The sequence below is a fragment of the Pseudomonas sp. PDM21 genome (assembly GCF_014852505.2).
Classification (GTDB): Bacteria; Pseudomonadota; Gammaproteobacteria; order Pseudomonadales; family Pseudomonadaceae; genus Pseudomonas.
Window position 1 is genome coordinate 4193175 of the sequence record NZ_CM181223.1, and the last position, 22034, is coordinate 4215208.

Annotated in this window: 21 protein-coding genes and 1 pseudogene; 12 read left to right on the forward strand and 10 right to left on the reverse strand. The window is 66.0% G+C overall.

Going from position 1 to position 22034, the window contains the following annotated elements; all coding sequences use genetic code 11:
- Positions 1-42: 42 nt before the first annotated feature.
- From IB275_RS19105 to IB275_RS19125, 5 genes are all read right to left on the reverse strand, one after another.
- A complete protein-coding gene (locus IB275_RS19105; protein WP_192294924.1) occupies positions 43-906 on the reverse strand; it encodes an MBL fold metallo-hydrolase in 864 nt (287 codons plus the stop codon).
- The gene (locus IB275_RS19110) at positions 903-1328 is read right to left on the reverse strand and encodes a DUF6691 family protein (protein WP_081518526.1); all 426 of its coding nucleotides are present in this window, start codon (positions 1326-1328) and stop codon (positions 903-905) included. Before IB275_RS19110 ends, IB275_RS19105 begins: the two co-directional genes overlap by 4 nt.
- Positions 1325-1759 carry a YeeE/YedE family protein gene (locus tag IB275_RS19115; protein WP_192294925.1) on the reverse strand — a complete coding sequence of 145 codons (435 nt, stop codon included), beginning with the start codon at positions 1757-1759 and terminating at the stop codon, positions 1325-1327. Before IB275_RS19115 ends, IB275_RS19110 begins: the two co-directional genes overlap by 4 nt.
- Entirely contained in the window at positions 1756-2085 is a 330-nt protein-coding gene (locus IB275_RS19120) for an ArsR/SmtB family transcription factor (protein WP_081518528.1), read from the reverse strand. The genes IB275_RS19115 and IB275_RS19120 overlap by 4 nt, the downstream gene beginning before the upstream one ends.
- Before the next feature lie 75 nt (positions 2086-2160).
- Positions 2161-2610, reverse strand: a complete 450-nt coding sequence (locus tag IB275_RS19125) for a GNAT family N-acetyltransferase (protein ID WP_192294926.1) — start codon at positions 2608-2610, stop codon at positions 2161-2163.
- A 183-nt stretch (positions 2611-2793) separates the two neighbouring features.
- Between IB275_RS19125 and IB275_RS19130 the strand changes: the two are divergent.
- Together IB275_RS19130 and IB275_RS19135 are read left to right on the forward strand one after the other, a co-directional pair.
- Positions 2794-4284, forward strand: a pseudogene (locus tag IB275_RS19130) (RimK family ATP-grasp domain-containing protein); the annotation flags it as partial.
- Positions 4285-4307: 23 nt separating this feature from the next.
- Entirely contained in the window at positions 4308-4451 is a 144-nt protein-coding gene (locus IB275_RS19135) for a hypothetical protein (RefSeq protein WP_192294928.1), read from the forward strand.
- On the opposite strand, the gene IB275_RS19140 is transcribed toward IB275_RS19135, so the two are convergent.
- Entirely contained in the window at positions 4430-5533 is a 1104-nt protein-coding gene (locus IB275_RS19140) for a WD40/YVTN/BNR-like repeat-containing protein (RefSeq protein WP_192294929.1), read from the reverse strand. The two genes, IB275_RS19135 and IB275_RS19140, sit on opposite strands and share 22 nt — an antisense overlap.
- Positions 5534-5561: 28 nt before the next feature.
- On the reverse strand, positions 5562-5831 hold the full coding sequence (locus IB275_RS19145) for a MoaD/ThiS family protein (protein ID WP_192294930.1): 270 nt from the start codon (positions 5829-5831) through the stop codon (positions 5562-5564).
- A gap of 232 nt (positions 5832-6063) precedes the next feature.
- Here IB275_RS19145 and IB275_RS19150 point away from each other — a divergent pair, with 232 nt between their 5' ends.
- From IB275_RS19150 to IB275_RS19185, 8 genes are all read left to right on the forward strand, one after another.
- Positions 6064-6252, forward strand: coding sequence for a hypothetical protein (locus tag IB275_RS19150; protein WP_192294931.1), 189 nt, complete (start codon positions 6064-6066; stop codon positions 6250-6252).
- 190 nt (positions 6253-6442) lie between these two features.
- Positions 6443-7807, forward strand: a complete 1365-nt coding sequence (locus tag IB275_RS19155) for a glutamine synthetase family protein (RefSeq protein WP_151187641.1) — start codon at positions 6443-6445, stop codon at positions 7805-7807.
- A gap of 207 nt (positions 7808-8014) precedes the next feature.
- Positions 8015-9328: an NAD(P)/FAD-dependent oxidoreductase gene (locus IB275_RS19160; protein ID WP_192294932.1), complete on the forward strand. Its 1314-nt coding sequence runs from the start codon at positions 8015-8017 to the stop codon at positions 9326-9328.
- Between the two features lie 370 nt (positions 9329-9698).
- The gene (locus IB275_RS19165) at positions 9699-10622 is read left to right on the forward strand and encodes a LysR substrate-binding domain-containing protein (RefSeq protein WP_081518536.1); all 924 of its coding nucleotides are present in this window, start codon (positions 9699-9701) and stop codon (positions 10620-10622) included.
- A gap of 140 nt (positions 10623-10762) precedes the next feature.
- Entirely contained in the window at positions 10763-11848 is a 1086-nt protein-coding gene (locus IB275_RS19170; RefSeq protein ID WP_081518537.1) for an ABC transporter ATP-binding protein, read from the forward strand.
- A gap of 56 nt (positions 11849-11904) precedes the next feature.
- Positions 11905-13020: an ABC transporter substrate-binding protein gene (locus tag IB275_RS19175; RefSeq protein WP_192294933.1), complete on the forward strand. Its 1116-nt coding sequence runs from the start codon at positions 11905-11907 to the stop codon at positions 13018-13020.
- Positions 13021-13035: 15 nt separating this feature from the next.
- A complete protein-coding gene (locus tag IB275_RS19180; protein WP_081518539.1) occupies positions 13036-13872 on the forward strand; it encodes an ABC transporter permease in 837 nt (278 codons plus the stop codon).
- A gap of 10 nt (positions 13873-13882) precedes the next feature.
- The gene (locus IB275_RS19185; RefSeq protein WP_192294934.1) at positions 13883-14698 is read left to right on the forward strand and encodes an ABC transporter permease; all 816 of its coding nucleotides are present in this window, start codon (positions 13883-13885) and stop codon (positions 14696-14698) included.
- Positions 14699-14892: 194 nt separating this feature from the next.
- Here IB275_RS19185 and tusA read toward each other — a convergent pair whose 3' ends face one another.
- A complete protein-coding gene (gene tusA / locus IB275_RS19190) occupies positions 14893-15132 on the reverse strand; it encodes a sulfurtransferase TusA (RefSeq protein WP_192294935.1) in 240 nt (79 codons plus the stop codon).
- 152 nt (positions 15133-15284) lie between these two features.
- Here tusA and IB275_RS19195 point away from each other — a divergent pair, with 152 nt between their 5' ends.
- On the forward strand, positions 15285-16841 hold the full coding sequence (locus IB275_RS19195; protein WP_192294936.1) for an alpha/beta hydrolase: 1557 nt from the start codon (positions 15285-15287) through the stop codon (positions 16839-16841).
- A 56-nt stretch (positions 16842-16897) separates the two neighbouring features.
- Here IB275_RS19195 and IB275_RS19200 read toward each other — a convergent pair whose 3' ends face one another.
- Entirely contained in the window at positions 16898-17776 is an 879-nt protein-coding gene (locus IB275_RS19200) for a MaoC family dehydratase (protein WP_192294937.1), read from the reverse strand.
- A gap of 100 nt (positions 17777-17876) precedes the next feature.
- A complete protein-coding gene (rlmM, locus tag IB275_RS19205; RefSeq protein WP_192294938.1) occupies positions 17877-18944 on the reverse strand; it encodes a 23S rRNA (cytidine(2498)-2'-O)-methyltransferase RlmM in 1068 nt (355 codons plus the stop codon).
- 356 nt (positions 18945-19300) lie between these two features.
- On the opposite strand from rlmM, the gene acnA reads away from it, so the two are divergent.
- A complete protein-coding gene (acnA, locus tag IB275_RS19210; RefSeq protein WP_192294939.1) occupies positions 19301-22033 on the forward strand; it encodes an aconitate hydratase AcnA in 2733 nt (910 codons plus the stop codon).
- Position 22034 lies beyond the last annotated feature (1 nt).

Here is a 22034-nt window from a genome sequence, read left to right on the forward strand (position 1 = left end):
ACCATCTTCCTCGGTGCTTGCCGCCCTTCGGGGCGGCTTTTTTCACAGGCGGTCCAGCGGAATTCGCAGGTAACGCACGCCGTTGGCTTCCGTCTCCGGCAGCTCGCCCGCACGCATGTTCACCTGGATCGACGGCCAGATCAGCGCCGGCGCATGCAGCCCTGCATCGCGCTGCTCGCGCATGCTGACGAAGGCGTCCTCGCTCACTCCCTCATGCACGTGCACGTTGTCCCGGCGCTGCCGCGCCACGCTGGTCTCGAATTCATGGTGATCGCGTTTGGCAGTCAGGTAGTCGTGGCACAGGAATAGCCGCGTCTCGTCCGGCAAGGCGAACAGTCGCTGGATCGAGCGGTACAACTGCCGTGCATCGCCGCCGGGAAAGTCGCACCGGGCAGTGCCGTAGTCGGGCATGAACAGGGTGTCACCCACGAACGCCGCATCGCCGACCAGGTAGGTCATGCAGGCCGGCGTGTGGCCGGGCGTGTGCAGTGCCTGGGCCTGCAGTTCGCCGATGCTGAAGCACTCGCCATCTTCGAACAGATGGTCGAACTGGCTGCCGTCGCAGGGGAAATCTTCATCCAGGTTGAACAGGCCGGCGAAGGTGCGCTGAACCTGGGCGATGCTCGATCCGATGGCCAGCCGGCCGCCCAGTTCGCCCTTGAGCCAGGCGGCGGCGGACAGGTGATCGGCATGCAGATGGGTTTCCAGCAGCCACTCCACCGTCAGCGCCTGCTCGCGAACGTACTCGAGTATCTGGCGGGCGCCGGCGTTGCCAACGCGGCCGGCGGCGGCATCGTAGTCCAGCACCGGGTCGATGATGGCGCAGCGCCCGGTGCTGTGATCCGCCACTACATAGCTGTAGGTGGATGTGGCGGGATCGAAGAAGTGCTGGATGGTGGCGCTCATGTGGGTCTCCTCCTGGTCTCGATTTTCCATTCGTAGCCCGCCATCCCCACCAGCATGGCGATGCAGAACAGCGCTCCCTGCCAGTAGCCGGCAGCGAAGGTCACCAGAGCCGGCCCCGGACAAATGCCGGCAATGCCCCAGCCAACGCCGAACAGCAGGCTGCCGCCGATCAGTCGGCCATCCAGTTCACGGCGCTGCGGCAGCTGCATCAGGCCGCCCAGCAGCGAACGATGCTGCCGCCGCGCCCAAGTGAAAAACGGTAGACCAACCGCGATGGCGGCGAACATCACCAGCGCCAGCGACGGGTCCCACGCCCCGGCGAGATCGAGGAACCCCAGCACCTTGGCCGGGTTGGCCATGCCGGCCAGCAGCAGGCCGAAACCGAACAGCAGCCCGGCCAGCAACGCGACGATGCGGCTCATGCTCCGCTCCCCAGCAGATGGCGCACGACAAACACGGTGGCAAAGCCGGTCCCCATGAAGCACAGGGTCGCTACCAGCGAGCGGCCGGACAGCCGCGATAAACCGCAGACGCCATGCCCACTGGTGCAGCCGGAACCGAAACGGCTGCCAACGCCGACCAGCAGGCCCGCCACCGCCAGCGTCATCCAGCCGGCCTCGAAACGGATCTCCGGCAGCGGATGCAGCACCGTCCACAACAGCGGGGCAGCGAGTATCCCGATCAGGAAGAACAATCCTTCGCCCTTCCAGCCTGCACTGTTGAACAACCCGCCGAGCAAGCCGCTGATACCGGCGACGCGGCCATCGAGCACGGCATAGAGCCCGGCCGAAAGACCGATCAGTGCGCCGCCGGCCAGCGCGCTCCACGGCGTGAAATGAGCCCAGTCGATCATCTCGCCTGCTCCGCGCAGAACAGCCGGTACAAGGTCTCGATCACCGCCAGTGCCTGCTGGCTGGCAATGCGGTAGTAGACCTGCTTGCCATCGCGGCGGGTCTCCACCAGCTCCTCGCGGCGCAGCACGGCCAGTTGCTGCGACAGGGTAGGCTGGGTGATGCCGGTACAGGCTTCCAGCTCGCCGACGTTCAGCTCGCCCTGGGCCAACTGGCAGAGCAGCATCAGGCGATCGGTGTTGGCCAGCGCCTTGAGCAACTGGCAGGCGGATTCAGCGGATTGGTGCAGGCGCAGGGCGTCGGCGGGTTCGAGCGTGGTGGCGGTCATGGGGACGATCTACCAATATACAATCTATATTTTTATAGATTGTTTTCCGCACCCTGACCAGCCCCTCCCCCTTCATCAGATCAGCGGTTTCTCGTACCGCCAGGCATCGGCGCCGTCTTCGTAGAAATTGGCGATCCGGCCGAAGCGGCGATAGCCACGCCGCTCATAGAGCCCAATGGCGACGCAGTTATCGACGCGCACCTCGAGCCGCAACGCCCTGCAACCGTGCCGCGCGGCACTACGCTCCGCCTGTTCCAGCAATCCGCTGCCCAGTCCCCTGCCGCGAGCCTGCTGCGAGGTCGCCAGCGAATACAGGCGTGCCACCTTCGTGCCCCGGCGAAACAGCAGCAAAGCGTAACCGAGCAACTCGTTGCCCTCCTGCGCCACGATCAGCTCGGCACTCGGCGCGGCGATCAACTGGCGAAAGCTGCGCGCACTCAGACGGTCCTGGTGAAAAGTGCCCTCCTCCAGCGCCACAAGACCCGCTAAATCGGCACGGGTGGCAAGGCGATATAACAGCGGCATGGGTACTCCGTAAAACTTTCGTCATGAATCGGGACATTTCCAGAAGTTGCTGCTTAATAGACACACGGCAACTTCCAGACAGGTCCGTGAACAATGTCTTCGCTACACACTAACTTCCATGAAAAGTTGAATGCAAGTTCCCTCCAGGCTGTCACCGACACCTCTGCGGAGCCGCCTTCAGCCCGTTCCAGCCAGGTCCTGATCATCGTCGAGCGCAAGGAAGACTGGGCTTCGTATATTCCCAGCGAAGATATGCTGAGCGCACGGGAATACTTGGAAGACTCCCGCCAGCTCGATGCGGGAAAACGCTTCCAAGTGATCAACCTGTGTCGAAACTATAAATACCTGGGCCACGGTTATTATTGTTCGCTACTCGCCGAGGCGCGCGGGCACAAGGTGATCCCATCGGTACGCACGATCAGCGAACTGGCGAAGAAATCCCTCTACGGGCTAGCCCTGGACGGCCTGGAAAAAACCCTGGAGAAAGCCCTCGACCAGCATCCCTGCGCCAGCACCGACGGCTTCACCCTGCGCCTGTACTTCGGCCGCACTGACCTGGAGCCGCTGCAACCCATCGCCCGCCAGCTGTTCGAGGCCTTCCCCTGCCCGATCCTGCTGGTGGACTTCCGCCGTACCGATGCCTGGCATATCGCCGGCGTTCGCCCCGGCGCCCTGCACAAGCTGCGGGAGAAACAGGAAGACCAGTTCGCCGACGCCCTCGACCGCTTCAGCCGGCGCGTCTGGCGCCAGCCCAACTCGCGGCGGCTGGCGCGTTATGACCTGGCCATCCTGCACAACCCGGCGGAGAGCCTGCCGCCGTCCAATGCTGCGGCGCTGCAGAACTTCGTCCGCGTCGGCCGGCAGTTAGGCATCGACGTCGACCTGATCGAGAAGAAGGACTACGCGCGCCTGGCCGAGTACGACGCGCTGCTGATCCGCGAGACGACTCGCGTCGACGACCACACCTACCGCTTCGCCAAGAAGGCCGAACGCGAGGGACTGATCGTGATGGACGACCCGGCTTCGATCCTGCGCTGCACCAACAAGGTCTACCTGACCGACCTGCTGCGCGGCCAGGGCCTGGGCATGCCGGACACGGAAATCCTCTACAAGGACAACCCTCAGGAACTGGAGCGCGTCGGTGCACAGCTGGGCTTCCCGCTGGTGCTGAAGATTCCCGACGGCTGCTTCTCCCGGGGCGTCTACAAGGTCGAGGACGCCCAGCAACTGCGCAGCGTCAGCGCCGAACTGTTCGAGCACTCGGTGCTGCTGCTCGCTCAGGAGTACCTCTACACCGAGTACGACTGGCGCATCGGCATCCTCAACCGCAAGCCGGTGTTCGCCTGCCAGTACTTCATGTCCCGCGGGCACTGGCAGATCGTCGAGCATAAGGCTGGCGGCGAGGTGATTGGCGAATGCCGCACCCTGCCGGTGGAAAGCGCGCCGCCCGCCGTGGTGGAACTGGCGCTGAAGACCGCCAGCCTGATCGGCGACGGCCTGTATGGCGTGGACCTCAAGGAGGCGAACGGCGAGGTGGTGGTGATCGAGGTGAACGACAACCCCAACCTCGACGCCGGCATCGAAGACGCCTGCCTCAGGGACAACCTCTACCGCCAGGTGCTGGAGGAATTCATCCGCCGCCTGGAACTCAAGCGGCGCGGCCAGGCGCTGTAATCCGCCCCCTCAAGGAGAACCCCATGGATGCCACGCACATCGGCCTGACCATCCTGATCGCCATCGTCGTGTTCGGCACCGCGATCAACTATTTCGATCGCCGCATGAAGCCGCGCGAGGTGCGCGAACAGGCCAGGCGCAAGGCTCAGCCGAAGCGCACGCAGTAGATCGGCGGCAGGTTCATCGACAGGCATTGCCAGTGATCGCCGCCGTTCTCCGACAGCCACAGCCCGCCTGTGGTGGACCCCATGGCCAGGCACACGCCATCGTCGTCCACCGCCAGGCCGTGGCGGTACACCAGGTCGAAGGCCGCGCCCTGCGGCAGGCCGCTGTCGAGCACTTCGAAGCTGGCGCCGCCATCACGGGTACGGGTCACGACGAAACGGGCATCCACCGGAATCCGGCAGACGTCCTTCACCGCGGGGACGAACCAGGCGGTGTCCGGCCGGGTCGGGTGGACGGCGACGGCGAAGCCGAAGCTCGACGGCTTGACCTGCACGTCGCTCCAGCGCGCGCCGCCATCGGTGGAGGTGAAGATGCCGTTGTGGTGCTGCACCCACAGGCGCTGCGGCTGCGCGGGACAGTGCACCAGGCGGTGCGGGTCCTGGATGGCGCCCTCCTCGCGCAGCTCCGGCGGCATGTAGTCGGCGTACATGCCGCTGGTGGTGAGGCGCCAATTGGCACCGCCATCGTCGCTCTGCCAGACGCCACCGCAGGACACGGCAATGGTCAGGTGCTGGCTGTCTCGCGGGTCGACGCTGACCGAGTGGATGCCCGGCCAGTCGTAGCCGCCGCCCATCCAGCGCGAGCGCTCGGGGCGGTCCCAGAGCGGGCGATTGAGCTGCCAGCTATCGCCACCATCGTCGCTGCGGAACAGGCCGCCGGGAATAGTCCCGGCCCAGAGCACGCCGGGCTCGGCGGCGCCGCCAATCTCCAGGCACCAGATCTGCTGCAGGACCCAGGGCGCGGGCGGGGCTTCCCCCTCCTGGGGCGCGGGCAGCGGATCGGGTTGCGGCGGGTAGGTCGGCACGGCGATCTCCTGCCAGCCCTCGCCGACACGCTGACGCCAGAGCTTGCAGCCGAAGTGGCCGAGGTTGAGGGCGGCGTAGAGGGTTTCATCGCGCAGGTCGGCGAGCACCGTGCTCAGCGGCTCGCCAATGAAGTCCCGACGGGTTTCCTGCCAGCCGTCCGCGCCACGCTGGAAGGTGAACAGCCCCTTGCGGGTCGCCACCAGCAATCGATCATCCATTGTGTTCTCCTCAAATGCCGCCTGGCCCTCAACCGCCGCTCAGGGCCTGGACCACGTAGACCTCGCTGTCCGCCGCCAGCGCATCGCTGAAGCGGGCACGGTCACGCAGGCGCAGACCGTCGATGAAGATCGTCAGGTGCCGACGCAGCCCCCCCTGGTCGTCGAGCAGGTAACCGCGCAATTTCGGCGCTTCGACAAATACCGCTTCCAGCGCGCCGGCGAGGGTCACGGCCGGCAACTCGCGCTCCTCGATGGGAACATGGCGCTGGATCGATGGGGCGAAGACGATGCGGCACATGGACGGGCCCGTGGCGGACGCTGATTGCCCCAGTCTAGGGCAGACACGGCGAGCGCTACGAGTGCTTCGACGAGGTGCGCGAAGAGCAACGCAAAGGCTCTGGAATGGCCTTCATGCCGATCAGCAACGAGCATTCAGTTTCGATTTTGCAAATCCAAACGTCGTGAAAATCACATTTAACAAACCCATACGCCGTGCGAGTCTGCGGAAATCGTCAGCCAAATCCTTCGACATGCACCTGCTCGTTTCGCCCGCACCGCTGGAACCCGTCGCCGCCCGCAAGGCCGGCAGCGCTGTCCGCCTGCCGCGCAAACATGCCCGCTGGCTCGAGCTGCAACCGCTGACCCTGCCTCTGGAACTGGCCTTCTGGGCGCTCTGGCATTGCCGCCACGCGCGCCCGCCCGACCATACCTCTCGCTGACCGGGCACCCCGCCCGACTTCGCCCGACGGAGCTACATTCATCGAAGAGCTCGGCTCATCACGGCCAACGCTTTTCATCGAACAAGACGTAGCCCGTTGCATCGCTTGCCTGCCTTCAATCCCGTGCCCCTCGGTGCGGCCCTGGCCTGCAGGTCGTCAGCGCATCCGCGTGGATACTAACGAGAGCCCCATGAATTTCGCCTCTGTGCAAGAAGCCCAGTATTTCCTGGCCCAGAACCCCGATATCGAGATGGTCGAGCTGTTCATCCTCGACGCCAACGGCGTGCCGCGCGGCAAGCTGCTGCACCGCGAGGAACTGCTCGCCGTGTACCAGTCCGGCCGGCCGCTGCCCAGCACCATCCTCGGCCTCACCGTGCATGGCGAGGATGTGGAGGATTCCGGGCTGGTCTGGGACGTTGGCGATATCGACTGCCGCGCCTACCCGCTGCAAGGCAGCCTGGTGCGCCTGCCCTGGCGGCAGATTCCCACGGCGGCGGTGCAGGTCAGCATGCATCCCGAACAAGGCAAGCCGGCGGATATCGCCGACCCGCGCCATGTACTGATCCATGTGATCGACGGCCTCAAGGCCGCCGGCTACCACCCGGTGATGGCCTGCGAGCTGGAGTTCTACCTGCTGGACGCCAAGCGCGACGCCCATGGCCGCCCGCAACCAGCGCTGGACGCCGACGGTGGCCGCCCGCGTGCCACCCAGGTCTACGGCCTGCGCGAGCTGGAGCAGATCGAACCCTTCCTCGCCGACCTTTATGCCGCGTGCAAGGCCCAGGGCATTCCGGCGCGCACGGCCATCTCCGAGTACGCACCGGGCCAGGTGGAAATCACCCTGGAGCACGGCGATGCGCTGGTCGCCATGGACCAGGCCGTGCGCTACAAGCGCCTGGTGAAGGGCGTGGCGCACAAGCACGGCATGCAGGCGTGCTTCATGGCCAAGCCGTTCGACGACCTGGCCGGCACCGGCATGCACATGCACGTTTCCCTGGCCGACGCCGAGGGCAACAACCTCTTCGCCAGTGAAGATCCGGCGGGCACTCCGCTGCTGCGCCAGTCCGTGGGCGGCATGCTGAAAAGCCTGCTCGACTCACTGCTGCTGTTCTGCCCCAACGCCAACTCCTACCGCCGCTTCCAGGCCAACAGCTACGCACCGCTGGCGCCGACCTGGGGCTGCGACAACCGCACCGTGAGCCTGCGCGTGCCGGGCGGCCCGGCTAACACGCGGCACGTGGAGCACCGCATCTGTGGCGCTGACGCCAACCCTTACCTGGCCGCCGCAGCCATCCTCGCCGGCATCCATCGCGGCATCCGCGAGGAGATCGACCCGGGCGCACCGGTGGAAGGCAACGGCTACGCCCAGGCCAAGGAACTGCTGCCCACCGACTGGCTGACCTCGCTGCGCGCGCTGGAGCGCTCCAGCTGGGCGCGCGATGCGCTGGGCCACGAATTCCTCGGCGTCTACCTGAAGGTCAAGCAGGCCGAGTACCGCCAGTTCATGGGCGAGGTCGGCGAGCAGGACTGGCGCTGGTATCTGACGCAGGCGTGAGTATTCGAGGATCGCTAAAAAGCCCCTCACCCCAACCCTCTCCCAGAGGGAGAGGGAGCCGAATGTGCCGAGATGAGCTTCCCGCTCACTGAAACGCCCGGCAAAAACCAGACATCTAAGCTTGCTCCGATCAGTCCCCTCTCCCTCTGGGAGAGGGTTAGGGTGAGGGAGGCAGGCCACACGAACGAACAAGAAAGGAACACCGCAATGAACGCCGCTGTTAACCCCGCCACTCCCGCCCCCGAGCGCGCGAAGTCCTACTACTCCGCGAGCCTCAACGAAGAGACCAGCTACCCCACGCTGCAGGGCGAGGTAAACGTCGACATCGCCATCATCGGCGGCGGCTTCACCGGCGTCGCTACTGCCGTGGAGCTGGCCGAGCGCGGCTACAAGGTCGCCATCGTCGAGACCAACAAGGTCGGCTGGGGCGCCAGCGGGCGCAACGGCGGGCAGGTCACCGGCAGCCTCTCGGGCGACTCCGCCATGGAGAAGCAGATGCGCCAGTGGCTGGGCGACGACGTCGACGACTTCATCTGGCACCTGCGCTGGCGCGGCCACGAGATCATCAAGAGCCGCGTGGAGAAGTACGGCATCCAGTGCGACCTGAAGTTCGGCCATTTGCACGCGGCGATGAAGCAGTCGCACATGGACGAACTGAAGGCTACCTTCGACGACGCCAAGCGTCGCGGCATGGGCGACGAGATCAGCCTGCTGGACGGCGCCGGCGTGCGCGCGCATCTGGAAAGCGACCTGTACTGCGGTGCCATCAAGAACACCCGCAACATGCACCTGCACCCGCTCAACCTGTGCATCGGCGAAGCCAAGGCCGCCGCCAGCCTGGGCACACTGATCTTCGAGCACTCCGAAGTGCTGGATATCATCCACGGCCCGCGTCCGGCAGTGGTCACCTCCGGCGGACGGATCAACGCAGCCCAGGTGATGCTCGCCGGCGACGTCTACCACAAGCTGGAGCGCAAGCAGCTAAAGGGCATGATCTTCCCGGCCATGGGCGGCATCGTCACCACCAGGCCGCTGGGCGAGCTGGCCAAGCGCATCAACCCGCAGGACCTGGCGGTCTACGACTGCCGCTTCGTGCTCGACTACTACCGCATGACCGGCGACGGCCGCCTGCTGTTCGGCGGCGGCGCCAATTACTCCGGCCGAGACTCCCGCGACATCGCCGGCGAGCTGCGCCCATGCATCGAGCGCACCTTCCCGGCGCTCAAGGGCGTGGACATCGAGTTCCAGTGGAGCTGCGCCATGGGCATCGTGATGAACCGCATCCCGCAGCTGGGCAAGCTGTCGGAGAACGTCTGGTACTGCCAGGGCTACTCCGGCCACGGCGTGGCGACCACCCACATCATGGGCGAGATCATGGCCACGGCGATGACCGGCGACCTGGAGAAGTTCGACACCTTCGCCCAGTGCAAGCACATCCGCGTGCCCATGGGCGACGTGTTCGGCAACCCGATGCTGGCCGCGGGCATGTGGTACTACCAGATGATGGAGAAGCTGCGCTGACACCAGGCCTCGAGGTCAACCTGTAGGAGCGAGCTTGCTCGCGAACCGCATTCCAGTGTCTTCGCCGGCAAACGCCTAAGTAGGATGGGTGGAGCTTGCGATACCCATGCTGCCGGTGCCCGGTCATCGATGGGTATCGCAAGCTCCACGCCATCCTACGTTCGTGCTTCGCCGTGCAGCAGGTGCGGGGGCCAGTCTGGTCGCGGGCATGGCCCGCTCCTACAAGTGAGCATCCGTCGCAGCAGGGCGCCCGCTGCAGGCGCCAAGCGAAACGCCCTGAAACACCCACCCTCTCCGCCCGTACCCGCAGCCACTCGACACCACCGCCCCGCTCAGGGATAAAGGCTCCACTTCGAAATTGGAGTGAGCCATGCGTTTCCCCTCGATGACCGCCCTGCGCGTGCTGGACGCCGTTGCCCGCCTGGGCAGCCTGTCCGGTGCGGCCAGCGAACTGAGCCTGACCCGCAGCGCCGTCAGCCACCAGCTGCACAGCCTGGAAGACTGCCTGGGCATCCCGCTCACCGAGCGGGTTGGCCGCGGCATCGCGCTGACCTACCACGGCGAATGCTTCGCCCGCGAGACCCAGCGCGCCCTGGCGATCCTTAACGAGGCGCGGCGCTTCGCCAATGCCGAGGAAGTCTCCGGCCGCCTGTGCGTGAGCTGCACGCCCGGATTCGCCACCTACTGGCTGTGCCACCAGATCGGCAAGTTCCAGCGCGCACACCCGCAGGTGGAGCTCAACCTGGTCTCGCCGCGGGTACCCGACGACGTCAGCGACCGCGACGTCGACCTGTTCATCGCCTACGGCGTCGGCGACTGGACCGACCTGCACGTCGACCTGATCGCCACCCTGGACACCTTTCCCGTGTGCAGCCCGTCGCTGATCAACTCCGTCGGCGGCCTCGACTCGCCGGAAGACCTCGCCAGCCTGCCCTTCCTGCACATGGTCGACCACTCCGACTGGCTGCTGTGGACCGCCGCCGCCGGGGTGAAGAACCTCAACGTGCGTAACGGCATCGTCTTCTCCGACGCGCACCTGGTGCAGTCGGCGGCCATCGCCGGACAAGGCGTGGCCATGGGTGACGCGCTGGTCAGCGGCGACGCCATGGCCAAGGGGCAGTTGGTGCGGCTGTTCAACGTCGCCATCGAGCCGCCCAACCGCTACTACTTCGTCACCGACCCGGCCAAGTCCGAACGCCCCGACGTGCGGGCCTTCAAGGCCTGGATGAAGGCCGAGTTGCGGATGTCCGAGCAGTTCCGCCACAGCGGCCGGAGCGCCGTGATAGGTGAATGATTTCGAACAATGAGGGCAAAAAAACGCGATTGATGCGGAGAGAGATTTAACAATACTGCATTAAAAAAAGGCCGCTGATTTTTACCCCGATCCTCACCCGGCGGCCGCTCGAACAAGAACAAGAAATCGAGGTAAGTGCAGTGGAGCGACAGCCCCAACTACGTGCCATCGGCATCGGCAAGAGCTACGGCAGTTTCAACGCGCTGGACAACGTGTCCATCGACATCCAGCAGGGCGAGTTCCTCACCCTCCTCGGGCCTTCGGGCTCCGGCAAGACCACCTTCCTGATGATCCTCGCCGGCTTCCAGGACCCGTCTCGCGGCAAGCTCGAAGAGGGCGGCGCCGATATCACCCGGCGCCCCGCCGAAAAGCGCAACTTCGGCATGGTGTTCCAGGGCTACGCCCTGTTCCCGCACATGAGCATCGAGGACAACGTCGCCTTCCCGCTGAAGATCCGTGGCGTGAAGGCCGAGGAGCGCAACCGCCGCGTACGCCACATGCTCGACGTGGTAGGCCTCGGCGAGCACCTGGGCAAGCGCCCCGGCGAGCTCTCCGGCGGCCAGCAGCAACGCGTGGCCATCGCCCGGGCGCTGGTGTTCGAGCCAGACATGCTGCTGCTCGACGAACCTCTTTCGGCACTGGACAAGAACCTGCGCGAGCAGCTGCAGGCCGAACTGCAGCGCATCCACCGCCAGGTCGGCACCACCTTCGTCTTCGTCACCCACGACCAGAACGAAGCCCTCGCCCTGTCCACCCGCATCGCCATCTTCAACCGCGGCCAACTGGCCCAGGTCGACGACCCGCAGACCATCTACAACCAGCCCAGCAACCGCTTCGTCGCCGAGTTCCTCGGCAAGATGAACCTGTTCCCGCTGAGCCAGGTGGGCCGCGCCGGCGAGCTGGCCTGCGGACGCTTCGGCGAGGCCGAGCTGCGCGCCGGCTACTCCCCGGCCGTGCAGGCCGAAGCACCGCTGCTGGCCGTGCGTCCGGAACACATGCAACTGCATAGCGTGCCGCCGCAGGTGAACGGCCACAACGTGGTGCAGGCGGTACTCACCGCCAAGACCTACCAGGGCGCCAGCACCGAGCTGTGCCTGGGTGCCGGCAGCGAGGGCAAGCAACCGATGAGCCTGGCCGTACATGCCGACCACCAGGCCTCGCGCCTGGAACAGGGCGCCAAGGTCTGGCTGAGCTGGCCCATCGAGAAAAGCCTGCTGATCGCCTGAGTCGCCGAACGCGTTCGTCCCCTATTCGCCATCCCACCTGATCGGGAGCTGCACCCATGTTCAATCCTCACCAGCAAGACTGCATCGAAGTCCTCATCGAAAAGACCCGCCGCGGGCACATCGACCGCCGCACCTTCCTCAAGGGCATGGGCCTGATGGCTGCCCTGCCGCTGGCCTTGCGCAGCGGCGTGAGCTTCGCCGCCGGCGACAAGCCGCTGGTGGTGGTGAACTGGGGCGGCGACGCCATCAAGGCGTTCGGCAAGGCCTGGACCGAGGGCTTCTCCAAGGCCACCGGCATCCCGGTGAAGATCGACGGCAGCGGCCCCACCGAAGGCGCCATCCGCACCCAGCTGTCCAGCGGCCGGGTGAGCTGGGACGTGGTCGACGCGGAAAGCTCGATCCTGCAGAACCTGGGCAAGGAAGGCCTGGTGCAGGCCATCGACTACAACGTCGTCTCCAAGGACAAGGTGCTGCCCGGCTTCGCCTACGAATACGGCATCGCCGACTACATGCTCAGCTACGTGATCGCCTACGACAGCGAGCGCTTCGGCGACAAGGCGCCCAAGACCTGGGCCGACTTCTGGGACGTGAAGACCTTCCCCGGCAAGCGCACCCTCTACAAGTGGATGAACGGCATGCTCGAGGCCGCGCTGCTGGCCGACGGCGTGGCGCCGGACAAGCTCTACCCGCTGGACGTGGCTCGTGCCATGAAGAAGATCGAGGAGCTCAAGCCCCACGTGCTGGCCTTCTGGGGCTCGGGCGCGGAGACCCAGCAGTTGCTGATCGAGGGCGAAGTGTCCATGGGCGCCATCTGGAACACCCGCGCCCAGGTGATCACCGAGGACAGCGAAGGCCGCATCAAGTGGACCTTCGACAACGCCCTGCTGGGCTGCAGCAACTGGGGCGTGCTCAAGGGCAACCCGGCTGGCACCGAGGCGGCCATGAAGTTCATCGCCTACGCCCAGGACCCGCAGTCCCAGGTCGAGCTGTTCAAGATGTTCGGCAACGGCCCGGCCAACCCCGCCGCCGCCGCGCTGATCCCGGACGACCGCAAGCACCTGAACTGCACCGATCCGTCCAACCTGCCCAAGCAGGTGATGCTCAGCCACGAGTGGTACACCGACCACTATGCGGCGACCCTGGAGCAGTACCTGACCCACATTTCCAAGTGACGCGGAGCGCAGGTCATGGCCGATAACGCCCCCTCGCGGCTCAAGCTGGGCGCCCTGCTGCTGCCGCTGCCGGTGGTTCTGATCGTGTTCTACGTACTGCCCTTCCTCGGCGTGCTCGGCTGGAGCGTGACCCTGCCGGAGCCGGGGATCGAGCAGTACCAGCGGATCATGACGGACCCGGCGATCCACGACGTGCTCTGGCGGACCTTCCGCCTGTGCACCACGGTCAGCGTGATCTCCCTGCTGATCGCTTACCTGATGGCCTACTGCTGGGTCTACAGCCCGCCGTTCTGGCAGCGCGTGGTGGAAATCTGCGTATTCATCCCGTTCTGGCTGTCGGTGCTGGTACGCGCCTTCGGCTGGCTGATCGCCCTGCGCAGCAACGGTCTGCTCAACGACTGGCTGCAGTACCTGGGCATCACCAGCGAGCCGTTGCAGCTCACCCGCAACGAGATGGGCGTGGTGATCGGCATGGTGCACTTCATGGTGCCCTTCGCACTGTTCCCGCTGGTGTCGACCATGCGCCGCCTGGACCCGCGCGTGCTGCTGGCCGCGCGCGGCCTGGGCGCCGGGCAGATGCGCACCTTCTGGAGCATCTTCGTGCCGCAGACCATTCCCGGCATCCTCGGCGCCTTCATCATCGTCTTCGTGTTCTGCCTGGGCTTCTTCATCACCCCGGCGATCCTCGGCGGCGGACAGACCGTGATGGTGGCCGAGTACGTCTACCTGCAGATGTTCCAGACCAGCAACTGGGGCCTGGGCGCCGCGCTCTCGGTGGTGCTGCTGGCGCTGGTCAGCGGGATGATCTGGGCGCTGCTGCGCATGACCCGCGTCGACAAGCTGGTCGGCTGAGGACACAACGATGAACGCACACGAAACCAAAGCCCCCAGCCGCCTGCTGGCGACCATGGCGATGATCTTCATGGTCTTCCCGCTGCTGGCAGTGATCCCGGTGTCCTTCACCAGCAAGCGCTTCCTCTCGATGCCCAACGGCAACTGGTCGCTGCGCCACTACCAGGCGCTGCTGGACAGCCCGGAATGGCTCTCGGCAATCGGCCAGAGCCTGATGGTCGCCACCGCCACCTGCATCATCGCGACCGCGCTGGCGGTGAGCTTCAGCCTCGGCATCTGGTATCTGCGCTCGCGCCTGGCGACCCTGCTGATCGGCCTGGTGCTGCTGCCCATGGCGATCCCGCCGATGATCTCGGCGATGGTTCTGTATTTCATGGAAACCAAGGTCAGCCAGTTCGCCCCCAGCCTGGGCTACGACACCCTGTTCGGCCTGACCATCGCGCACATCGTGATGGTGGTGCCCTACGGTGTGGTGACCATGCTGGTGGCACTGAGCCAACTGGACCGGCGCATCGAACTGGCCGCGCGCAACCTCGGCGCGAGCCTGGGGCAGACCACCTTCATGGTGGTGCTGCCGAACCTCAAGCTGGGCGTGGCGAGCACGGCGCTGCTGTGCTTTGCGCTCTCCTGGGAAGAGATCGCGGTGACCCTGTTCGTCACCAGCACCGAGGTGAACACCCTGCCCCGGCAGATCTGGTCCGGCCTGCGCGACAACATCGACCCGGCCGTGGCGGCCATTTCGGTGGTGCTGATCGCCCTGACCTTCGTCGCGCTGATCGGGCGGATGATCGCCCAGAGGCTCGCAGCGCGCCCAGCGGGGAGCTGACAGCAGGGCGCATAACGTTCGACGTTATGCGCCGCCCAGCCCCGCGAACATCGCCCCATGGAGGCTCCACGCAGGATGGCGTGGAGCGCAGCAATACCCACTGACTTCCTGCGCACACAGCATGGGTATCGCTCCGCTCCACCCATCCTACGCAATAGTCATCCTGCAAATTGGGCACGCAGTGGCCCGGCAGATCACTCCGCCTTCTTGCGAATCCAGTACAGGTAGGTCCCCGCCTCTTCCTGCTGCTCCACCAGCTCATGGCCGAGGAAGACGCAGAACTTGGGGACGTCGCGGCGGGTGGACGGGTCGGTGGCGATCACCTTGAGCAGGCCGCCGGCCGGCAGGTCGCGTACCTTGTTGTGCAGCATCATGACCGGCTCGGGGCAGTTCAGGCCGGTGGCGTCGAGAATCGCATCGACAGGCTGGGACATCGCGTAACTCCAGAAAAACCAATGGCGCATTGTCGCGCAAAGCGCACCGTGCGGTCACCCTGCGTCCGTCCGGGTCACCGAACCTTGGTTGGGGGTGGGCGCGGCGGGCGCCGGGCATGCTGGCGTATTCGCTCCCCCACAACGGAATGTCGATGCGCACCCTCCTCTGCCTGTGCCTCGTGCTGCTCGCCGGCTGCGCCGCCCGCGACCAGGTCCCCGACTTCAACACCAGCGAAGGCAAAGACCTGCCGGCCACCTGGTTCGAGGCCGTCATCACCGCCCGCGACGGCACGAAGCTCTCCGCCACCGTGTTCCAACCGGCGCTCAAGGCCGGCGAAAACGCCCCGCTGATCGTCCACACCCACGGCTGGGGCGGCTGGCGGGTGACCGGTCCGGATGGATACTACGGCAAGAACATGATGTCCGGCCGCGCCGCGCTGCGCGCCTGGAAGGCCGGTTTCTGGGTGGTCAGCTACGACCAGCGCGGCTGGGGCGGCAGCGACGGGCGCATCGAGATGATGAACCCGCAGTTCGAGGTGCAGGACGCCAGCGCGGTGATCGACTGGGCCGCCACGCACCTGGCGCGGCTGACAATGGACGGCCCGAACGATCCGCGCGTCGGCATGCTCGGCGAAAGCTACGGCGGCGCCGTGCAACTGCTGGCCTCGGCGGAAGACTCGCGCATCGATGCCATCGTCCCCATCGCCACCTGGTACGACCTGGCCGATGCCCTGGCACCGGATGGCCAGCTGAAGATCGGCTGGGGCGGCGTGCTGGTGAGCCTGGGGCTGGCCACCGGCTACGACCTGGGCAAGTTCGTCCAGGCCGATTACCTGCATACCACCGGTGGGCGCATGGCTGCACCGGTGCAGGCGGAACTGCATGCCAACAGCCTTGCCAGCTATTGCGCGGCCGGCCGTTTGCCCCACGCCGATGCCCTGCTGATCCAGGGTCTGCGCGACACGCTGTTCCCGCTGGACCAGGGCCTGCAGATCCGCCAGTGCCTGAAACAGGGCCCAGCGGACGTGCGCCTGCTGGGCATGCAGGGCGGGCACATCCTGCCGCCGCCGCTGCAGGCCTGGAGCGGACTGCCACCGTTCAACAACGAGCCGGTGATCCACTGCGGCTCGCGGGCGATCAACCTCTACACCGGCATCGTCGCCTGGTACGAGGAAAAGCTGCGCAAGCGCCCCGGCGCCGCCGACGGTGTGCCGGACCTGTGTATCAGCCTCGATCTTGACCAGGGCGTGGCGCTGGATGATCTGCCGGCTCCCGGCCCCACCGTGGCATTGCCGGGCACCGCCATCCGCCCGGCAGTGAGCGGCCTGCTGCAACCTTCAAGGTTCATCCCCTTGCAGCGCGTCAGCGAACACAGCGCCCTGCTCGGCAGCGCCGAAGTACGCCTGAACCGGCCGCTGACGGAGCGCCCCGACGCGCAGCTGTTCGCCGCTCTGGCGATCCGCAGCGCCGATGGCAGCACCCGACGCCTGGACGAACAGGTGAAACCGCTGGCGAACCAGGGCAGCACGCGACTGAACGCCGTCAGCGCCAGCCTCGCGCCGGGGGATGAAATCGGATTGCTGGTGAGCGGGTTCAGCGACCAGTACCTGTTCAACAGTTCCTGGCGGATTGCGCCGGTAGAGCTGCAGGGCGAAGTACAACTGCCCAACCTCATCCCGCTGCAACCACGAGTCGCGGGCTCCCTGTAGGAGCGTCCCATGGACGCGATCGCGGGTATGGCCCGCTCCTACAAAGGAGCGGACCCTCAGCGCAAAGGCCCGTCCGGCGCTTCGTCCAGCTGCGCCAGCAGCATCGGCTGACCATCGCCCTCGGCGGGCAGCAGCGCCCATTGTTCCTTCTTGCCCAAGCGGCGGTACACCTGCTTCACCTGGCTCCCCAACGGCAAAGGCGCCTTGAAGTGCGCGTCCAGGCGCACGTTCTCGGCCAGGCGGCGGCCAGTCAGGCTGCGCGCCAGGCCCCACATGCCGTGGGCGAAGGGTTTGCCGAAGCCATAGTGCGAGGCCATCAGCCGCGACAGGTGCAGTGGGTTGAAGTCGCCGCTCAGCCCAGCGTAGCGCCAGCCGACGATCTTCGGCACGCGCCACTGCACACCGGAATGCACCGGCGCTTCCAGGGTGTGCCACTGGGCACGCTCGGGCAGCGGATCAGGCTCGCTCCCGCCATCGAGGAAGTCGCCCCGGCGCAGGTAGGTGGTGATCGACTGCCAGTAGAGCATGTCGTGGTGCCAGGCCTCGGTGACCACATCCACCTCCAGGCCCAGCTCGCTGCGGCGGCTGGTGAGGATGCGGCAGTCGAACTGCAGCGGCTCGTGCTCTTCGAGCAGGCGGTAACGCTGGATATGGCTGCGCAGGTGGATCAGCCCGACCACCGACAGCGGCATGCGCGAGCGGCTGAGCAGGCGCAGGTGCAGCGGCAGGCTGATGACTTGCGGATAGAGCAGCGGCACGCCCAGCGTCGGGTCGAGGCCGAAATGCTGGCGGTAGGCGCGCAGGTGGCGCAGGTCGAATTTCAGGGTGCGGCTGTCCATCGCCAGGTAGGGCACGCGCTCGCCCTGGCCGAGGCCACGGCGTGGCAACAGCATGCGGCTGTAACTGCCCAGGAGGGAGGGCAACTTTCGCTTCACGAAGGTCTCCGGAAGATCTCGCGCCGCACAGCATGGGCAATGCCGGGCGGCGCGGCAAGTCACCGAAGGTCGGGTGGCGTGACCGGGCAGTTGCGCGTCGCTAGCGCTCGCCCTTCTCAATGCGGCGCAGGTGGCAGGTCACTTCCTCGCGGTCGTGGTAGAGCTGCTTGCAGCCGATCTGCACCTTGAGCCCGCGCTCGCGGAAGGACTCCTCCAGGCGGTCGAGGATGCGTCGCACCTCGGCGTAGCGCTGCTTCATCGGCAACTTGAGGTTGACGATGGCCTCGCGGCACAGCCCCTCGCCGATCCAGGTTTCGATCATCGCGCCGGTTCGCGCGGGCTTCTCGACGATGTCGCAGACCATCCAGTCCATGCGCTGGCGCGGACGGAAGGCATAACCGTCAACGCGCTGGTGCTCGACCAGCCCGGAATACATCAGATTCTCCGCCATCGGCCCGTTGTCCACGGCGACGACGCGCATCTCCCGGTTCACCAACTGCCAGGTCCAGCCGCCGGGCGATGCGCCCAGGTCCACGGCAAGCATGTCCGGCGCCAGGCGGCGGTCCCAGTCGGCGCGGGGAATGAAATGGTGCCAGGCCTCTTCCAGTTTCAGCGTCGAACGGCTGGGCGCCTCGCGGGGGAACTTCAGCCGCGGGATGCCCATGGGCCACATGGCGCAGTTGCGCGCCTCGGCAATGCCGATGAAGGCCTCGCGGCCGGAACGGAAGGTCAGCAGCAGGCGCGGCAGGCTGGGGTCTTCCACCAGCTTGCCGGCTTTCACCAGGGCGGCGCGCAGGGGCTTCTCGAACTTGCGGCAGAAGGTCGAGAGCTCCTTGCCGTCGTTGGTGTCGAACACCTCCAGCCAGAGGCTGCCGCATTGCGCAAAGCCAGCGAGGGCTTCGAGGATCGCGCCGATGCGGTCTGTTTCCGGCAGTGCGGTGAAGCCGTTACCACGCGCCCACTGGCGCGGGAAGATCAGCTCAGGGAAGCGCAGCTGGCGCATCAGGCGGTCAGCACCATCGGCGTCCATGCAGATGAACTCTGCGTAGGCAGAGGCCGGCTTGGCTCGGGCGTAGCCGGGGATGTCCAGGCGCGCGGCGTGCTCGGACAGTTCGGCACAGACCTCGTTCTCGAAGCCCGGACGGCAATGCAGTAAGAGGGTATTCATCGGGGTGTCTCCTTGGCCGCGCACTATAGAGGCTGGCCACGAAGGTTTCATGCAGATTCGCCGGAAATATCCCACGACCTGAGCCACTTGTTCTGAACCCCACTCAGGAACCTGGGGTCCAGAACAGATGGCAATACCCCTTCGGGCGGTCTAGCTTGAGTGGTCTGGCCCAGCCCGCCAGAAGACTGCCCGATGATTGCCCTGCCTGGCGAAGATTGCCCCCGATTGCGGCCTGTCTGAAGTAGGCCTGCGATGGATCAGGACGTTAGCGCCCTCCTTCGCCAAGTATCGCCAGTGCGCCGTTGATTCGGCCGCGCCGCCGATCACGAGCAGAATCCAAGCCTGAGGAGAATGTCATGCCCGCAGTGGATAGCCTGAACAGCCTGCGCACCCTTGAGGTCGCCGGCAAGACCTATCACTACTACAGCCTGCCTGAAGCGGCGAAGAGTCTGGGGGACCTGGGCAAGCTGCCCATGTCCCTGAAAGTCCTGCTGGAAAACCTGTTGCGCTGGGAGGACGGCAACACCGTCACCGGCGACGACCTCAAAGCCCTGGCCGGCTGGCTGAAGACCCGCAGCTCCGAGCGCGAGATCCAGTACCGCCCCGCCCGCGTGCTGATGCAGGACTTCACCGGCGTACCGGCAGTAGTCGACCTCGCCGCCATGCGCGACGCCATGGCCAAGGCCGGCGGCGACCCGCAGAAGATCAACCCGCTGTCCCCCGTCGACCTGGTCATCGACCACTCGGTGATGGTGGACAAGTTCGCCAGCCAGTCCGCCTTCGCCCAGAACGTCGAGATCGAGATGGAGCGCAACGGCGAGCGCTACGCCTTCCTGCGCTGGGGGCAGAACGCCTTCGACAACTTCCGCGTGGTGCCGCCGGGCACCGGCATCTGCCACCAGGTCAACCTGGAGTACCTGGGGCGCACCGTCTGGACCAAGGACGAGGACGGCCGTACCTACGCCTTCCCCGACACCCTGGTCGGCACCGACTCGCACACCACCATGATCAACGGCCTCGGCGTACTCGGCTGGGGCGTTGGCGGCATCGAGGCGGAAGCGGCCATGCTCGGCCAGCCGGTGTCGATGCTGATTCCCGAGGTGATCGGCTTCAAGCTGACCGGCAAGCTGAAGGAAGGCATCACCGCCACCGACCTGGTGCTGACCGTCACCCAGATGCTGCGCAAGAAAGGTGTCGTCGGAAAATTCGTCGAGTTCTATGGCGACGGCCTCGCCGACCTGCCGCTGGCCGACCGCGCCACCATCGCCAACATGGCCCCGGAGTACGGCGCCACCTGCGGCTTCTTCCCGGTGGACGACATCACCCTGGGCTACCTGCGCCTGTCCGGTCGCCCGGACGACGCGGTCAAACTGGTGGAGGCCTACAGCAAGGCCCAGGGCCTGTGGCGCGAGACAGGCCACGAACCGGTATTCACCGACTCCCTGCAACTGGACATGGGCGACGTCGAGGCCAGCCTCGCCGGGCCCAAGCGCCCGCAGGACCGCGTCGCCCTCGGCCATGTCAGCCAGGCCTTCGATGACTTCCTCGGCCTGCAGATCAAACCCGCCTCCACCGAGGAAGGCCGCCTGCTCAGCGAGGGTGGTGGTGGCGCCGCCGTGGGCGCGGCAGCCCAGACCGGCGAGGCTGACTACCAGCACGACGGCCACACCTATCGGCTGAAGAACGGCGCCGTGGTGATTGCCGCCATCACCTCCTGCACCAACACTTCCAACCCCAGCGTGATGATGGCCGCCGGCCTGCTGGCGAAGAAGGCGCTGGAGAAAGGCCTGCAGCGCAAGCCCTGGGTGAAGAGCTCCCTGGCTCCCGGCTCCAAGGTGGTCACCGAGTACTTCCACGCCGCCGGCCTGACCCGTTATCTCGACGAGCTGGGCTTCGATCTGGTCGGCTACGGCTGCACCACCTGCATCGGCAACTCCGGCCCGCTGCTCGACCCCATCGAGAAGGCCGTGCAGCAGGCGGACCTGACCGTCGCCTCGGTGCTCTCCGGCAACCGCAACTTCGAGGGCCGCGTTCATCCGCTGGTGAAGACCAACTGGCTGGCCTCGCCGCCGCTGGTGGTCGCCTATGCACTGGCCGGCAGCGTACGCACCGACCTGACGAAAGACCCACTGGGCACCGGCAAGGATGGCCAACCGGTCTATCTGAAGGACATCTGGCCGACCCAGAAGGAAATTGCCGACGCCGTACAGAAGGTCGACACGGCGATGTTCCACAAGGAGTACGCCGAAGTCTTCCAGGGCGATGAGAAATGGCGTGCGATCCAGGTGCCGGACGCCCAGACATACACCTGGCAGGACGATTCCACCTACATCCAGCATCCGCCGTTCTTCGAGCACATCGCCGAGGCGCCACCGAAAGTCGCGGATATCCAGGGCGCCAACATCCTCGCGGTACTGGGCGACTCGGTGACCACTGACCACATCTCCCCCGCCGGCAACATCAAGAAGGACAGCCCCGCCGGCCGCTACCTCAGCGAGCACGGCGTGGCTTACGCCGACTTCAACTCCTACGGCTCGCGCCGTGGGAACCATGAGGTGATGATGCGCGGCACCTTCGCCAACATCCGCATCAAGAACGAGATGCTCGGCGGCGAGGAAGGCGGCAACACGCTCTACGTTCCCACCGGCGACAAGCTGGCGATCTACGACGCCGCCATGCGTTACCAGCAGGACGGCACCCCGCTGGTGATCGTCGCCGGCAAGGAATACGGCACCGGTTCGTCCCGCGACTGGGCGGCCAAGGGCACCAACCTGCTGGGCGTGAAAGCCGTGATCGCCGAAAGCTTCGAACGTATCCACCGCTCCAACCTGGTAGGCATGGGCGTGCTGCCGCTGCAGTTCAAGGACGGCCAGGACCGCAAGGCGCTGAAGCTGACCGGCAAGGAAGTGCTGAGCATCAGCGGCCTGTCGGGCGAGCTGAAGCCGCACATGAACCTCAAGGTCACGGTGAAGCGCGAGGACGGCAGCCAGGACAGTTTCGAGGTGCTCTGCCGCATCGATACCCAGAACGAAGTCGAGTACTTCAAGGCCGGCGGCATCCTCCACTACGTGCTGCGCAGCCTGATCTAAA

Excerpts from the sequence above, each read along its gene's own strand:
- rlmM (WP_192294938.1), bottom strand. The coding sequence starts at position 18,944 with ATGAATACCCTCTTACTGCATTGCCGTCCGGGCTTCGAGAACGAGGTC.
- IB275_RS19160 (WP_192294932.1), top strand. The coding sequence starts at position 8,015 with ATGAACGCCGCTGTTAACCCCGCCACTCCCGCCCCCGAGCGCGCGAAG.
- IB275_RS19115 (WP_192294925.1), bottom strand. The coding sequence starts at position 1,759 with ATGATCGACTGGGCTCATTTCACGCCGTGGAGCGCGCTGGCCGGCGGC.
- IB275_RS19155 (WP_151187641.1), top strand. The coding sequence starts at position 6,443 with ATGAATTTCGCCTCTGTGCAAGAAGCCCAGTATTTCCTGGCCCAGAAC.
- IB275_RS19180 (WP_081518539.1), top strand. The coding sequence starts at position 13,036 with ATGGCCGATAACGCCCCCTCGCGGCTCAAGCTGGGCGCCCTGCTGCTG.
- IB275_RS19140 (WP_192294929.1), bottom strand. The coding sequence starts at position 5,533 with ATGGATGATCGATTGCTGGTGGCGACCCGCAAGGGGCTGTTCACCTTC.
- IB275_RS19175 (WP_192294933.1), top strand. The coding sequence starts at position 11,905 with ATGTTCAATCCTCACCAGCAAGACTGCATCGAAGTCCTCATCGAAAAG.
- IB275_RS19145 (WP_192294930.1), bottom strand. The coding sequence starts at position 5,831 with ATGTGCCGCATCGTCTTCGCCCCATCGATCCAGCGCCATGTTCCCATC.
- IB275_RS19195 (WP_192294936.1), top strand. The coding sequence starts at position 15,285 with ATGCGCACCCTCCTCTGCCTGTGCCTCGTGCTGCTCGCCGGCTGCGCC.
- IB275_RS19105 (WP_192294924.1), bottom strand. The coding sequence starts at position 906 with ATGAGCGCCACCATCCAGCACTTCTTCGATCCCGCCACATCCACCTAC.
- IB275_RS19110 (WP_081518526.1), bottom strand. The coding sequence starts at position 1,328 with ATGAGCCGCATCGTCGCGTTGCTGGCCGGGCTGCTGTTCGGTTTCGGC.
- IB275_RS19185 (WP_192294934.1), top strand. The coding sequence starts at position 13,883 with ATGAACGCACACGAAACCAAAGCCCCCAGCCGCCTGCTGGCGACCATG.
- tusA (WP_192294935.1), bottom strand. The coding sequence starts at position 15,132 with ATGTCCCAGCCTGTCGATGCGATTCTCGACGCCACCGGCCTGAACTGC.
- IB275_RS19135 (WP_192294928.1), top strand. The coding sequence starts at position 4,308 with ATGGATGCCACGCACATCGGCCTGACCATCCTGATCGCCATCGTCGTG.
- IB275_RS19150 (WP_192294931.1), top strand. The coding sequence starts at position 6,064 with ATGCACCTGCTCGTTTCGCCCGCACCGCTGGAACCCGTCGCCGCCCGC.
- IB275_RS19120 (WP_081518528.1), bottom strand. The coding sequence starts at position 2,085 with ATGACCGCCACCACGCTCGAACCCGCCGACGCCCTGCGCCTGCACCAA.
- acnA (WP_192294939.1), top strand. The coding sequence starts at position 19,301 with ATGCCCGCAGTGGATAGCCTGAACAGCCTGCGCACCCTTGAGGTCGCC.
- IB275_RS19165 (WP_081518536.1), top strand. The coding sequence starts at position 9,699 with ATGCGTTTCCCCTCGATGACCGCCCTGCGCGTGCTGGACGCCGTTGCC.
- IB275_RS19125 (WP_192294926.1), bottom strand. The coding sequence starts at position 2,610 with ATGCCGCTGTTATATCGCCTTGCCACCCGTGCCGATTTAGCGGGTCTT.